16 protein-coding genes are annotated in these 13,707 nt (G+C 61.6%); 4 read left to right on the top strand and 12 right to left on the bottom strand.

Annotation, left to right across the window (positions count from 1 at the left end; translation table 11 throughout):
• The 9 genes from CKO11_RS15620 to pyk form a co-directional block, all read right to left on the bottom strand.
• The coding region (locus CKO11_RS15620; RefSeq protein ID WP_223640833.1) for a lycopene cyclase family protein at positions 1–261 on the bottom strand (261 nt) is incomplete at its 3' end.
• Between the two features lie 76 nt (positions 262–337).
• Positions 338–2,746, bottom strand: a complete 2,409-nt coding sequence (gene pheT / locus CKO11_RS15615) for a phenylalanine--tRNA ligase subunit beta (RefSeq protein ID WP_223640830.1) — start codon at positions 2,744–2,746, stop codon at positions 338–340.
• Positions 2,747–2,755: 9 nt separating this feature from the next.
• Complete coding sequence (locus CKO11_RS15610; protein WP_223640827.1) at positions 2,756–3,037, bottom strand: YrhK family protein; 282 nt, start codon at positions 3,035–3,037, stop codon at positions 2,756–2,758.
• 63 nt (positions 3,038–3,100) lie between these two features.
• On the bottom strand, positions 3,101–3,502 hold the full coding sequence (locus CKO11_RS15605; protein WP_223640825.1) for a hypothetical protein: 402 nt from the start codon (positions 3,500–3,502) through the stop codon (positions 3,101–3,103).
• Positions 3,499–4,581, bottom strand: a complete 1,083-nt coding sequence (gene pheS, locus CKO11_RS15600; protein WP_223640821.1) for a phenylalanine--tRNA ligase subunit alpha — start codon at positions 4,579–4,581, stop codon at positions 3,499–3,501. The genes CKO11_RS15605 and pheS overlap by 4 nt, the downstream gene beginning before the upstream one ends.
• A 124-nt stretch (positions 4,582–4,705) precedes the next feature.
• Positions 4,706–5,074: a 50S ribosomal protein L20 gene (gene rplT, locus CKO11_RS15595; RefSeq protein WP_223640818.1), complete on the bottom strand. Its 369-nt coding sequence runs from the start codon at positions 5,072–5,074 to the stop codon at positions 4,706–4,708.
• A gap of 16 nt (positions 5,075–5,090) precedes the next feature.
• Positions 5,091–5,291, bottom strand: coding sequence for a 50S ribosomal protein L35 (gene rpmI, locus CKO11_RS15590; protein ID WP_223640815.1), 201 nt, complete (start codon positions 5,289–5,291; stop codon positions 5,091–5,093).
• Between the two features lie 124 nt (positions 5,292–5,415).
• Positions 5,416–5,646, bottom strand: a complete 231-nt coding sequence (locus CKO11_RS15585; protein ID WP_223640812.1) for a hypothetical protein — start codon at positions 5,644–5,646, stop codon at positions 5,416–5,418.
• Positions 5,647–5,680: 34 nt separating this feature from the next.
• Positions 5,681–7,126, bottom strand: coding sequence for a pyruvate kinase (gene pyk, locus CKO11_RS15580; RefSeq protein ID WP_223640810.1), 1,446 nt, complete (start codon positions 7,124–7,126; stop codon positions 5,681–5,683).
• Positions 7,127–7,258: 132 nt separating this feature from the next.
• On the opposite strand from pyk, the gene CKO11_RS15575 reads away from it, so the two are divergent.
• The 3 genes from CKO11_RS15575 to CKO11_RS15565 all read left to right on the top strand — a co-directional run bounded on the left by CKO11_RS15575 (position 7,259) and on the right by CKO11_RS15565 (position 10,401).
• Positions 7,259–8,002, top strand: coding sequence for an N-formylglutamate amidohydrolase (locus CKO11_RS15575; protein ID WP_223640807.1), 744 nt, complete (start codon positions 7,259–7,261; stop codon positions 8,000–8,002).
• Positions 8,003–8,137: 135 nt separating this feature from the next.
• Positions 8,138–9,736: a calcium-binding protein gene (locus tag CKO11_RS15570; RefSeq protein WP_223640805.1), complete on the top strand. Its 1,599-nt coding sequence runs from the start codon at positions 8,138–8,140 to the stop codon at positions 9,734–9,736.
• 221 nt (positions 9,737–9,957) lie between these two features.
• Positions 9,958–10,401 (top strand): hypothetical protein, encoded by a 444-nt coding sequence (locus CKO11_RS15565; protein ID WP_223640803.1) that lies wholly within the window; start codon positions 9,958–9,960, stop codon positions 10,399–10,401.
• Positions 10,402–10,461: 60 nt separating this feature from the next.
• On the opposite strand, the gene efp is transcribed toward CKO11_RS15565, so the two are convergent.
• Positions 10,462–11,031 (bottom strand): elongation factor P, encoded by a 570-nt coding sequence (gene efp, locus CKO11_RS15560; protein ID WP_223640801.1) that lies wholly within the window; start codon positions 11,029–11,031, stop codon positions 10,462–10,464.
• Between the two features lie 94 nt (positions 11,032–11,125).
• On the opposite strand from efp, the gene epmA reads away from it, so the two are divergent.
• On the top strand, positions 11,126–12,175 hold the full coding sequence (epmA, locus tag CKO11_RS15555; RefSeq protein ID WP_223640800.1) for an EF-P lysine aminoacylase EpmA: 1,050 nt from the start codon (positions 11,126–11,128) through the stop codon (positions 12,173–12,175).
• Here epmA and CKO11_RS15550 read toward each other — a convergent pair.
• Positions 12,163–12,531, bottom strand: coding sequence for a DUF2237 family protein (locus CKO11_RS15550; protein WP_223640798.1), 369 nt, complete (start codon positions 12,529–12,531; stop codon positions 12,163–12,165). The genes epmA and CKO11_RS15550 overlap by 13 nt on opposite strands.
• Positions 12,532–12,541: 10 nt before the next feature.
• The gene (locus tag CKO11_RS15545; protein ID WP_223640796.1) at positions 12,542–13,705 is read right to left on the bottom strand and encodes a serine hydrolase domain-containing protein; all 1,164 of its coding nucleotides are present in this window, start codon (positions 13,703–13,705) and stop codon (positions 12,542–12,544) included.
• Between the last annotated feature and the right edge of the window lie 2 nt (positions 13,706–13,707).

Here is a 13,707-nt window from a genome sequence, read left to right as displayed (position 1 = left end):
CTGCACACCGTGCCGCAGCCGGGGCTGAAACCCCCGCCGCCCGTTCAGCCCCGGCTGCGGCACGGTGTGCAGCGCCCAGTTATGCGCGCGCAAATAGCCCGGCACTAAGGCCGCAACCAGCGCCGGCGCGCGCACCGAAATATCGCGCGCTTCATCGCCCGCCTCAACCAAGCAGACGCGCACATCGGCGTCTTCGCTCAGCCGTGCGGCCAAAACCGCGCCCGCAGAGCCGCCGCCCAAAATCACATAGTCAAATTGCAAAGGCCCCTCCCGTTCAGGAGGAGCCTAACCTGTTTTGCCACGATGCATAACGTGACAGGCATCACGCGACGCCGGGTTATTTCCGCTGCGTGCCGCCGGTGGCCTTGGTGACCTTGTCGATCACCTTTTGCGCCACAGCCTCAATCTCGGCATCGGTCAGCGTCTTGTCGCGCGGCTGCATGCGCACCGACAGTGCGATCGACTTCTTGCCCGCGCCCATTTGCTCTTCGGCTTTCGCGCCGGTGAACTGGTCAAAGACCGAAACCGTCTCGATCAGCGCCTTATCGGCGCCGTAGGCGGCGTTGACGGCGGTGATGGCCTCGACATTGGCATCGACGACAAAGGCGAAATCGCGCTCCACCGCTTGCAGATCGCTCAGCTTCAGCGCCGCACGGGTCGGGGTTTTCACCTTCGGGAAGGGCACCGCCGCAATATGCAGCGTGAACGCGACCGCCGGGCCTTTCACGCCCATGTCGCGCAGCACTTTCGGATGCACCTCGCCGAAGCTCGCCATCACATTCGGGCCAAGGGCAATATTGCCCGACCGGCCCGGATGGAACCAGCCCGCCACCTTGCGGTTGATCTGCGCGCGCGCAGGCGCGCCAATGGCGCTCAGCACGGCTTCGACATCGGCTTTCGCCTCATAAACATCGACCGGGCGGCGCGAGCCCCACGGATCGCGCGGGGCCGAGGCGCCAACCAAAAGCCCCGCCGCTTGCAGCACTTGGTCGCCCGGTTCGCCGCCGGTAAAAGCAGGCCCCACCTCAAACAGCGCCAGATCGGCAAAGCCACGCGCTTGGTTGCGGGCGGCGGCTTGCAGCAGCCCCGGCAAAAGATCGGGGCGCAGATGGGTCATTTCCGAGGAAATCGGGTTTTCCAGCCGCGTGGCCTCGGCCCCGCCGCCAAAAAGGGTAGCCGATTTCGCATCGATGAAGCTGTAGGTCACGCATTCATTGTAGCCAAGCGCGGCAATCGTGCGGCGCACCGTGCGTTCGCGCACCTGCAACGGCGTCAAAATGGCATCGGGCACGCCCGAGGTTTCGCGCGCCATCGGCTTACCCTCAAGCTTGGTGAGCGAGGCAATCCGCGCCACCTCTTCCACCAGATCGGCTTCACCCAAAACGTCGGGGCGCCAGCTCGGGGGCGTGGCCATATCGCCATTGAGCGTAAAGCCAAGCGCGGTCAGCGTTTCGCGTTGCGTCGCTTCCGGGATCTCCATGCCAACAAGCGAAATCACGCGGGCCGGGTCGAGCTTATAGGCGCGGGTGGTATCCAGCGGCGCACCATCAGAAACCACGTTCGAGGCTTCACCGCCGCACAGATCCAGCACCATTTGCGTGGCCAACTCCAGCCCCGGCAGGGTGAAAGCCGGGTCCACCCCACGTTCAAAGCGGTAGCGCGCGTCCGAGTTGATTTTCAACGCGCGGCCGGTGGCGGCAATGGTGATCGGATCCCAATAGGCACTTTCGAGGAAGACATCGGTGGTATCTTCGGTCGCGCCGGAAAGCTCGCCGCCCATGATACCGGCCAAGCTTTCGGGTTCATTGTCGTCGCAAATCACCATCTGGCCGGGCGCAAGTGTGTAGGTCTTGCCATCCAGTGCGAGCAGTTCCGCGCCGCCCTTGGCCGGGACAATGCGCAGATTGCCCGCCACTTTCGCCGCGTCAAACACATGCAGCGGGCGGTTTAGATCATAGGTGAAGTAGTTGGTGATATCGACCAGCGCCGAGATCGGGCGCAGGCCAATCGCCATCAGCCGCGCTTGCAGCCATGCGGGCGAGGGGCCGTTCTTCACGCCCCGGATCAAACGCCCGGTGAAATGCGGGCAGCCCTTTTCCTTCAGCGTCGGGTCGATTTGCACCGAAATCGGGCAGTCAAACCCGCCCGGCACTGCTTCCACTTCGAGCGGCTTCAACCGCCCGATGCCGCGCGCGGCCAAATCCCGCGCCACACCGCGCACGCCCAACGCATCGGGGCGGTTCGGCGTGATCGCGATTTCAATCACCGGGTCCACCGCTTCGGGGCGGTTTTCGGCCAGCCAGTCGATGAATTTGTCCCCAACCTCGCCCGAGGGCAGTTCGATAATGCCGTTATGCTCGTCCGACAATTCCAACTCGCGTTCCGAGCACATCATCCCGTGGCTCTCGATGCCGCGAATTTTGCCCACCCCCAAGGTGGTATCAATGCCCGGCACATAATCGCCCGGTTTCGCCAAAACGACGGTGATGCCTTCACGCGCATTCGGCGCGCCACAAACGATGACCTTCTCGCCCTCGTTCGTCAGCACTTTGCATACGCGCAGCTTATCCGCATCGGGGTGCTTTTCGGCATGCACCACCTTGGCCAGCGTGAAGGCGGCCAGTTTCGCCGCCGGGTTCACGACCTCTTCGACCTCAAGGCCAAGGTCGGTAAGCGCTTCGGCGATCTCGTCCACCGAAGCGTCGGTGTCGAGATGGTCTTTCAGCCAGGAGAGGGTGAATTTCATAGTGGACCCCTATTTTCGGCGTTTGGCGATATCGGCATAATCGCCCATGCGCAGCAGTTTCAACTCGCGCACAAGGCGCAGGGTGGGTTTGGCGGCAAACAGGATCGACCCGATCAGGAAGAGCCATGTGCCGGGAAAGACGAGGCTGTCAAAAAAGAAAAAGACCGAGCCCACGATGAAACACAGCGCCGCCCCGAAATCGACCAAGGTATAGGCAATCTCAAACAGCGCATACAAGCGGCGCTGCTCGGTCGAGCCTTGACGGTGATCTGTTTCAAAAAGCGGTGACATGGCGAGTTTCTTAGCTACAGATCTTTGTTTCGATCGTGGCTTTACGCCAGGAGAGAGCAAAGTTCACGGCGCAAATCCCCACACTTTTTCGAGCCAGCGCCCCAAAAGCGGCAGCGCTAGTGAAGTGAATACGGCAAAGACCACGGTCCAAATGTTGGACAACACGTTATCTATCGCCCTAGTATACCAAGGTGCAGCGAACTCTCTACCAGCAGCATTGAGATGGAAAACCACTTCCGAGACCACAATTCGTCCGTCTTCTTTTGCATACTCAGGCGATAGCTCGAGAAAGTTCTGTTCGACACCTCGCCTGACTAAGCCTTTTTCTTCTAGTGTTTGGAAGATTTGCCTTCGAAGCAAATCAGCGTCATTGCTCGGAGAGTAAGTACGAAGTTCAATCCAACCGGTGTTCTGGCGCTCAATTTCTCTAAGCACAGAAATCAGGTGGGATCGTTTGATATTCACTTACTCAACCCCCCAAACACCGTCGGCAAATCCAGCGCCGCAAACCCATAGTGCTTCAGCCAGCGTAGGTCGCTTTCAAAGAAGGCGCGCAGGTCGGGGATGCCGTATTTCAGCATCGCCAGACGGTCGATCCCCATACCGAAGGCAAAGCCTTGCCATTCGGTCGGGTCAATCCCGCCCGCAGCCAGAACCTTGGGTTGCATCATGCCCGAGCCAAGGATTTCCATCCACGAATTGCCTTCGCCAATCTTCAACTGGCCGCCTTCCCACGAGCAGCGAATATCCACCTCGGCCGAGGGTTCGGTGAAGGGGAAGTGGCTGGCGCGGAAACGGAGTTCGACCGAGGGCACCTCAAAGAAGGTTTTGCAAAACTCTTCGAGCACCCATTTCAGGTTTGCCATCGAAATGTCTTTGCCAATCGCCATGCCTTCCACTTGGTGGAACATCGGCGCATGGGTCTGGTCCATATCCATGCGGTAAACGCGGCCCGGCGCGATCACCCGCACCGGGGCGCCGCGCTCTTGCATGGCGCGGATTTGCACCGGGCTGGTGTGGGTGCGCAGCACATGCGGCGGGCGCGGGTCTGCCGCGTCGCGCGCCATGAAGAACGTGTCATGCTCTTGCCGCGCAGGGTGTTCGGGCGCGATGTTGAGCGCGTCGAAGTTATACCAATCGCTTTCCACCTGCGGGCCTTCGGCCACGGCAAAGCCCATATCGGCAAAGATCGCGGTGACTTCATCCATCACTTGGGAAACCGGGTGGATCGTGCCTTGGCGGCGCGGGCGGCCCGGCAGCGTGACATCGAGCCATTCCGATTGCAGACGCGCTTCCAGCGCGGCATCGGCCAGCGCCTCTTTTTTGGCGCGCAGGGCGGCGTCGATTTCATCTTTCAAACGGTTCAGCGCGGCGCCGGTGGTTTGACGCTCTTCCGGGGTCATCTTGCCCAGTTCGCGCATTTTCAGGCTGATCTCGCCCTTCTTGCCCAGCGCGGCCAGCCGCAGCTCTTCAAGGCTCGCCTCGTCGGAAGCGGCCTCGATGCCTTCGAGATATTTCGTCTTGAGCACATCGAGCGCGGTCATGAAGTCTCTCCTTGGGGTGGTTGCGCCGTTCATACCGCGCCGCGCCCCGATTTCAAGCAGATCAAAGAAAAACCCCCGCGAGGGCGGTGCCGCGCGGGGGTCAACGTGTTCCCAAAAGGGGAAATTAGGCAGCGGCCGCGGCAGCCTTCGCCTTTTCGACGATGGCGCCAAAAGCTTCGGGCTCAGCGATCGCCAGATCGGCCAGAACCTTGCGGTCCACTTCGATCCCGGCCAGCGCCAGACCGTTGATGAAACGCGAATAGGTCATATCGGCGTCGAAGGCGCGCACAGCAGCGTTGATCCGCTGGATCCACAGCGCGCGGAAATTCCGTTTACGCTGTTTGCGGTCGCGGGTGGCGTATTGGTTCGCCTTGTCGACGGCTTGGGTGGCGGTGCGGAAGTTGCGCGAACGGGCAGCGTAGTAGCCTTTCGCTTTCTTCAGAACTTTCTTGTGCGAGGCGTGAGTGACCTTGCCGGATTTAACGCGGGACATGTTTCAGGCCTCCTGATCAGCGGTTGTAGGGCATGTATTTTTTGACGATCTTCGTGTCCGCGTCGGACAGGATCATCGTGCCCGCGCTGTCGCGGATGAACTTGGTCGTGCGCTTGATCATGCCATGGCGCTTGCCCGCCGGGCCGGCGACAACTTTGCCGGAAGCGGTGAATTTGAACCGCTTTTTAGCGGCCGATTTCGTCTTCATCTTGGGCATTTCCATCTCCTTGTCAGAGTGAACGCGCGACTCGGCATGCCACTAACGGCCGGCCGCGCGGGGATCAGGTGGGCGCGTTTAGCCCCTGCGCGCCCCTTTGGCAAGGGAAATCCAACCGCAGCCTCTAGCTGTTGAGCAATCGCGCGATCACCCGCGCAAACGCCTCGGGGATCTGGCCGGGCGTATAGCCGCCCGGATGCGCGATAAAGGCCAGCAAGATCAGCCCGCCCCCCACCAAAACGGCGATCGCGGCGGCACGCGGCGGGCGGCTATCGGCAAAGGCCGAAATCACCGCCGGGATCGCGAACGCTGCAACGATAATGCCCAGCACCAGATAGAGATCGGCGTCGATCATCGCGCCCTCCGCAAACTTCGATCACGAAGGCTGCTTATTCCGGATCGGTGCGATAAATCAATCGCTCGTCACAGGGGGCGACGCGCAAGATGTTGGTGGTGCCGGTGACGTTGAAGGGCACCCCCGCCATGACGATGATCTGATGGCTTTCATCGGCAAAACCGTAATCGCGCGCCGCACGGGCGGCATTGACCACGGCTTCCTTGAACCGGCTCACCTCGTCACAGCGCACCGCATGCACGCCCCAATTCAAGCACAGTTTGCGCAACGTCTGGGTGATCGGCGACAGCGCAATCACCGGCACGCGCGGCCGTTCGCGGCACACAAGGCCGACGGTCTTGCCCGATTGGGTGTAACAGCAGATCGCAGAGACATCGGTGGTTTCGGCAATTTCGCGCGCGGCGGCCACAATGCCATCGGTCACCGTCTGGCGCGTTGCGATGCGGCTGGCTTCGATGATGTCGCGATAGGTGCTGTCGCCTTCGACCGATTGCGCCACGGCATTCATCGTTTGCACCGCGTCGATCGGGTACCGCCCTGCAGCGGATTCCGCTGACAACATGACCGCATCGGCGCCTTCGTAGATCGCCGTTGCCACATCCGAAACCTCGGCGCGAGTCGGCATCGGACTTTCGATCATGCTTTCAAGCATCTGCGTCGCCACGATCACCGGCTTGGCGGCGGCGCGGCATTTGCGGATCAACCGTTTCTGGATCGGCGGCACCGCATGCACCGGAAGCTCCACCCCCAAATCGCCGCGCGCCACCATGATCCCGTCAGAGACGGCAAGGATTTCATCAAAGGCACGCTCTGCCGAGGGCTTTTCGATTTTCGAAAGCACCATCGCGCGGCCTTTGGCCAGTTCCTTGGCCTCGGTCACATCCTCGGGGCGCTGCACGAAGCTCAGCGCAAGCCAGTCGGCCCCCAATTCGCAGGCAAATTCCAGATCGACGCGGTCTTTTTCCGAAAGCGCCGCCAAGGGCAGCACCACATCGGGCACGTTCACGCCCTTGCGGTTGGAAATCGTGCCACCCACCATAACTTCGCAATTGGCGAAATCGGGGCCGCAATCAATCACCTTAAGCCGGATTTTGCCATCATTGACCAAAAGCCGCGCGCCGGGCTCAAGCGCGGCGAAAATCTCGGGGTGCGGCAGGCAGACCCGATGACTGTCGCCTTCGGCAGGGTCCAGATCAAGCCGGAACATCTCCCCTTCTTCAAGGTCGGTCGCGCCGGCGGCAAAGGTGCCTACCCGCAGCTTGGGCCCTTGAAGGTCCGCCAACACCGCAACCGGGCGGCCGGTATCGGCCTCGATCTGGCGCAAGATATCGTAGCGGACCCGGTGTTCATCATGCGTGCCATGGCTCATGTTAAGCCGGAACACGTCTGCGCCTGCCTCAAACAGCGCGCGGATGGTTTTGTAATCGGAAGATGCGGGGCCGAGCGTGGCCACGATCTTGACATTGCGAAGGCGTCTCATGCGTCCTCGAGTGTTCGTGTTGCTGTCATTTCGTGGGCCGCATTCTCTATGCCGGAAAACTTTGCCTAGGGCAACTGGCACTCCGGTCTCGCGGCGTTTAAATTTGGTGTGCCGCAAAATGACGAAGAAACCATGACCAAAGATGTGCCTTTTCACCAAATCACCGAAAATCGCCCCGGGCGCTGGCTGATCACCGTCGATCATGCCACCAACCGGGTGCCCGATTGGGTGGGCGGCGGCGATCTGGGCATCGACCCCAAAGAGATGGACCGCCACATCGCCTATGACATCGGCGGTCTGGGGCTGGGGCGGGCTTTGGCCGAGGCGCTGCAATCGCCAATGGTCTGGTCGGATTTCTCGCGCCTTGTGATCGACCCGAACCGGGGCGAAGACGATCCAACGCTGGTGATGCAGCTTTACGATGGCACGGTGATCCCGGCAAACCGAGGCATTTCCGCCGCAGGGGTGCAAACCCGGCTCGACCGGCTGCACCGCCCCTATCACGATGCGCTAGAGCTTTTGGCCGCAAGGCGGTCCGATACGGTGATTTGTGCGGTTCACACGTTTACCCCGCGCCTGCGCGGGCGCGCGCCGCGCCCGTGGGAAGTGGGTGTGTTGCATTCGCATCTTGATAGCCGGTTGGCGTTGCCCTTCATCGCGGCACTTGCGGCCGAAGGCATTTGTGTGGGCGACAACGAACCCTACACCGGCCATCTGGCGGGCGACAGCATCGCGCGCCATGCCCTTGGCCCCGGCCGCCCCAATGTGCTGATCGAACTGCGTCAGGATCTGGTGGCGACCGAGTCGGGCCAGCGGGCATGGGCCGCAAGGCTGGCGCCGATCCTTGTGACCGCGCTCACAGAAACTGGCCTCTAAAAACTCAACAAAATCAGGCTTTCTTGCGCCACTGTTTCCGCCGCAAGGAAAATTACGCCAAAGGTTTATCTAATTCTTGTCAAAAGTATGGGGTCAGATTAGCGGTTTATTAATCTTTACATACAGGAGCTCCCCATGGGCAGCCTTATGCTTCTTTCGATTGCACCTTTCTTTCTGCTTGGCTTGTTCTTCAACAATGACGATGACGACGCGGGGGGCGGCACCGGGGAGCAAGCTAGCGAAACCGGCGAGCGCATCTTCGGCTCCGAAGACGACGAAGAGATCATCGGCTCTATCGGAAATGACTACATCGACGCCGGTCATGGCAATGACTCGGTTCTGGGCGGTCCCGGCAATGATACGCTGCGCGGCAACCTTGGGGCGGATGAGATTTTCGACATCGAAGGGGCCGACACCTTGCATGGGGGCTATGGCAATGACGTCGTCTATGGGGTCGACTCGCTCGATGGCGGCGCCGACCTGCTGCAAGGCGGTGCCAATAGCGACACGATCGTGGGGGATGATGGCGATACGCTGATGGGTGGCGAGGGCACGGACCATTTCATCGCGAATTGGCGTCCGGGCAATGATCCGCTTTTGCTGTCCGATTATGCCCCTGAAGAGGGCGAAGACTTTTTCTTGGAAACGGCCAATTTCGACCCGGCGACGCCGTTCACGCTGGAAGATAGCGATGATGGCGCCTTGCTGAATATCAATGGCGAAACGGTCGCGGTGTTCGAAAACAATACCGCCGCCGAACTGGACGGCAATGTGGGGATCTGGGTCACCAGCAGCAACAGCGCGATCTACCCCACCCTGCCCCTCGACGGCCAAAACCTGACCGGGACCAATGGGCCCGACACGCTGACCGGCACCAACTTCGACGATCAGATCGCCGGCTGGCTTGGCGCCGACTGGATCGAAGGCGGGGCAGGCGATGACCTGCTCAATGGCGGCTATGGCCATGACACCGTTCTGGGCGGATATGGCGATGACACGGTGCTGGGTGGCGGCAACAATGACACGCTTTATGGGTTTGATGGTGATGACAGCCTTGAGGGCGGCGAGGGCGACGATCTGATTTACGGCAACCTCGACAATGATGCGCTGGCTGGCGATGCTGGCGATGACACGCTGGATGGCGGCGCGGGTGACGACATCCTTGTGGGCGGCGAGGGGAATGACCTGCTGAACGGCTATACCGGCGCGGATAGCCTTGGCGGCGGGGCGGGCGACGACACGCTGAACGGCGGCGCGGCAGATGACCTTTTGGCCGATGATGCGGGGACCAACAAGCTCGACGGGGGCGCGGGGAATGACACGCTCTTGGCCAGCGGTGAGGGCGACACGCTGATCGGCGGCGAGGGCGACGATTATATCTTCGCGCTAGGCGAAACCGGCGCGGCAGGGCCTGCGGTTTTGGATGGCGGCGCGGGTGCAGATACGCTTTACGGCGAAGATGGCGCGTTGCTGACTGGCGGTGCGGGGGCCGACAGCTTCCTTGTCGCGACGGACACCACGGCCTACGATCCGGTGCATGTGACCGATTTCGATCCCGCAGAGGATGGCGTCGAAGTGCTGACGGACACGCTGGGCGGCACGATCACCACAACCGCTTATGGCGTGGACAGCACATTGATCCGCTACGATGGCGCGCCAATCATGATCATTGACGGGATTACCCCTGCCAATTTCCCGCTTGAGCGGATCACGGTCCAGCTTGCGACCGGCTGATCTGCTCGGCCTTTGGCATCCCCGACACCGCGCGCCCGGCGCGGGGTGTTTTGCGATCGGCCATGCCCCTTTGACAGGTCTTTGCCCTGCCCCGGCACCAATCACGCCTGCGCGGGGATATTGGTAAAGCAGGGGTTAACAATGCCAGCCCAGCGGCGCAGCAAAGCGCTTGCGCCGCAATCGCGGCCCGCCCATCCTATCGAAAAGACGAGGTATGAAGGATGCTTGCGCTTTTCATTGCCCTAAGCTGTGCGATTGCGCTGGTGCTGTGGGCCGAGTGGCACCCCAGCCCTTCGGCGCGCAGATCGGCCCCGGCGCCGGTCGCGCCGCTGTCTCAGGCGCGGCAGACACCGCCCCCTGCCCCCAAAGCGCCCGAGCCAGCGACCGAGGAGGATGACGCGATCATGGCGCGCGTGGCGCAGATTCTGACCACGCCAGAGCCCGTGCCAACGCCCCTGCCCCGCGTCACAGGGTTTTGCCCCGGCGATGTCATCGAACTGGAAATCGAGGGGCCGCTGCCACGCGCCGAAGATCTGCGGATCGATCAAATCGGTCCCGATGCCCGGCTGGTGATCGAAGGGTTTCCCGCCCTGATCATCGAGGCGACCCACGCGGCCACCCTGCCGCTTTCGGCGTTCCGGTTCCGCGGCCAGCGGGCGGCCTGAGCCGCCACAAAAAAGGCGCCCCGCAAAGGGACGCCCTGTTATCGCGTTATCTTGCCCGGATCAGTCCTTGGCGCGCTCAACATACGAGTTGTCGGCCGTGTTGATCACCACCCGCGTGCCCACACCGATATGCGGCGGCACCATCACGCGAATGCCGCCGGTGCAGGTGGCGGGCTTATAGCTCGACGAGGCGGTTTGACCTTTGACCACCGGCTCGGTTTCTTCGACTTCAACCGTCACTTTTTGCGGCAGCTCAATGGACAGCGCCACGCCTTCATGCAGCAGCAGCCAAACGCGGATGCCGTCGCGCAGGTGCACCTTGGCATCGCCCACCACGTCTTCACCGATGGTGATCTGCTCGTAGTTTTGCGGGTTCATGAAGTGATAGCCTTCGCCGTCTTCATAGAGGAAGTCGAATTCCTCTTCGTCGACATGGGCTTTTTCCACCGAATCCACGGTGCGCCAACGCTCTTGCACCTTCACGCCATCCGAGATGCGGCGCATCTCGACTTGGGTCACCGAGTTGCCCTTGCCGGGGTGAATGTTTTCGGCGTTGATAACGACGTGCAGAACGCCGTTCAGGTCGATCACGTTACCCTTACGGATCGAGGAAGCGATCACTTTAGCCATAGTCACGGTCCTATATATCAAAAGCAGGCTCTGGCGCCCGGATGGCGAAGCGCCTAAACCAATATGAACCTTATTTCCAGCAAAAAGCCCTGTGATGCCCGCGACCCCATGGTGGCACCCCGACCGCCACACAGACCGCCGCCCCGCGCTTTTGGCGCGCGCCCGCATTCAAACCGCTCTGCGCCGCTGGCTAGAGGGGGAAGGGTTCCTTGAGGTGGACCCGGTCGCGCTCCAAGTCAGCCCCGGCAATGAGGCGCATCTGCATGGTTTTGCGACCACGGCGATTGGCAATGATGGCGCCCCGGTCGAGATGTTCCTGCATACCTCGCCTGAATTCGCGATGAAAAAGCTGCTTGCGGCAGGGGAAGAGCGGATTGCCGCCTTTGCCCATGTTTGGCGCAACCGCGAGCGTGGCGCGCTGCACAGCCCCGAATTCACCATGCTCGAATGGTATCGGGTGGGCGCCGATTACACCGTGCTGATGCAAGACTGCGCCGCGATTCTGCGTCTTGCGGCGCAGGCGGCGGGCAGCACGATGTTGTGCTACAAGGGCATTGAATGTGACCCGTTCGCCCAGCCCGAGCGGCTTTCGGTCGCGGCGGCGTTTGAACGTTATGCGGGGCTTGATCTGCTGACCACCTGCGGCTGTGGCGGGATCACCGATGCCGAGGGGCTGCGCGCGCAGTGCCGTGCGGCAGGGATTGAGGTGGGCGTGGACGATAGTTGGTCGTTGATCGTGTCGAAAGTGCTTGTCTCGCGGATCGAGCCGCATCTGGGTCATGGCCGCGCCACGATCTTGGATCGCTACCCCCTGGCCGAGGCCGCCTTGGCGCGCCCTGCCCCCGATGATGCACGCGTCGCCGAACGGTTCGAGCTTTATGCCTGTGGGGTGGAACTGGCCAATGGCTTTGGTGAATTGACCGATGCCACGGTGCAGCGCGCGCGCTTCATGGCGGAAATGGACGAAAAGCAAACGATCTACGGCGAACGCTACCCGATTGACGAGGATTTCTTGGCCGCCCTTGCACATATGCCTGCAGCAAGCGGCATCGCGCTGGGGTTTGACCGGTTGGTGATGCTGGCCACCTCGGCACCGCGGATCGATGACGTGATCTGGACGCCGGTTTCCGATCAGATCGCGTAGCCCTGCAACACCTCAAGCGGCACCACTTCCAGCGTGCGCCGATGCGTGCATTCCAGCACGACCTGCGGCGCGCATCCCTCGTCATGGGCCTCTAGGAACCGCCCCGCGCACAGGCACCAGCGCTCCCCAGGTTTGAGACCGGGAAAAGCGAAATCAGGGCGCGGGGTCGTCAGATCATTGCCGATATAGCGCGACCAAGCCAGAAATTCGGCGGTCAACACCACGCAAACCGTGTGCAGCCCATGATCTTCCCAGCAGGTGTTGCACGCGCCATCGCGAAAGAATCCGGTCATCGGTGAGACCGAACAGGGCTGCAAGACGCCGCCCAGAACATTGACCGAAGATTCCATTTCCATGCCGTTTCCCTCAGTGCCCAGCCTGCGCCATACGCCGAAACAGCGCAAGGTTTTCATCGGTCACGCCTGCGGCATCAAAGCCCCGGTCGGCCGCATTGACCGCGATCACCGTCTGCGCACCCGGATTCACATAGATGAACTGCCCATAGATGCCCTGTGCCATGAAATCATCGCCAAACTGGGCATGGTCCTTCGGCACCCACCATTGGAACCCATAGCCCGCACCATCGGCGGCTTGATGCGACGTTGAGGCCGCGACCCAATCGGCGGGCACGATTTGGCGTCCGTTCCAAAAGCCGTTTTGCAAGACCATCTGACCGATGCGCGCATAGTCGCGCGTGCGCATGTTCAGCCCGCCCAGAACGAAGCCTGTCCCCTCGCCATCGGTCAGCATCTCGGGGCTTGCCTCCAGCCCCATCGGCTGAATGATCCGCTCCACCATCAAATCCACCGGATCGCGCCCTGTGGCCCCCGCGATCACCATGCCCAACACATGGGTATCGATCGATACATACTGCATATGGCTGCCGGGCGGATGGGCGCGGGTGGTGAGCGAGGCCGCAAAGCGATCCATCGAGCCCCCCAGCGCCAGCACCCGGCCCATGCGGTTGATGTCGCTGCTGAAATCCATGTAATCCTCGTCGAACCCGACACCCGAGGACATGGTCAGCACATCGCGGAGCGCTGCGCCCTCATAGGCCGAGCCTTTGAGCAGGGGCGCGTAATCGACCACCTGCGCCTCCAGATCGGGAAGCGTCCCATCTTCGTGCAAAATGCCGAAAAGCGCCGACAGCACCGATTTCGCCATCGACCAAGAAATCCGCAAATCCTCTGGCCCGGTGCCCAGATGATAGCTTTCATGCACCAATTGCCCGTCGCGCAAGATCACCAGCGCGGTCACCGCGCGCGCCTGCACCCAGTCTGTCACCTCGGGCGCCAGCACCATCGGGGACCCTTGCGGCAGATCGGAAACCGGCCCGGTGCCCCGGTCCAAAACCCGGGCATGGAACAGCCGATCCATATGCGAAAAATTCTGCACGATCCGGTTTTCGTCGAACAGCGCCATGGCTGCCCGCAGCCGGATCAGGTCATCGCGTTTGACGACGGCAAACCCCGCCGCCAGCACCGCCACAACCGCCAAAACGCGCAGAAAAACGCGCACCGCTCGCCGCATCT

Origin of the sequence: Rhodobacter sp. TJ_12 (assembly GCF_020023995.1) — a bacterium.
In the GTDB taxonomy this organism is placed as follows: Bacteria; Pseudomonadota; Alphaproteobacteria; order Rhodobacterales; family Rhodobacteraceae; genus Rhodobacter.
This window is presented reverse-complemented; position numbering and strand designations above follow the sequence as displayed.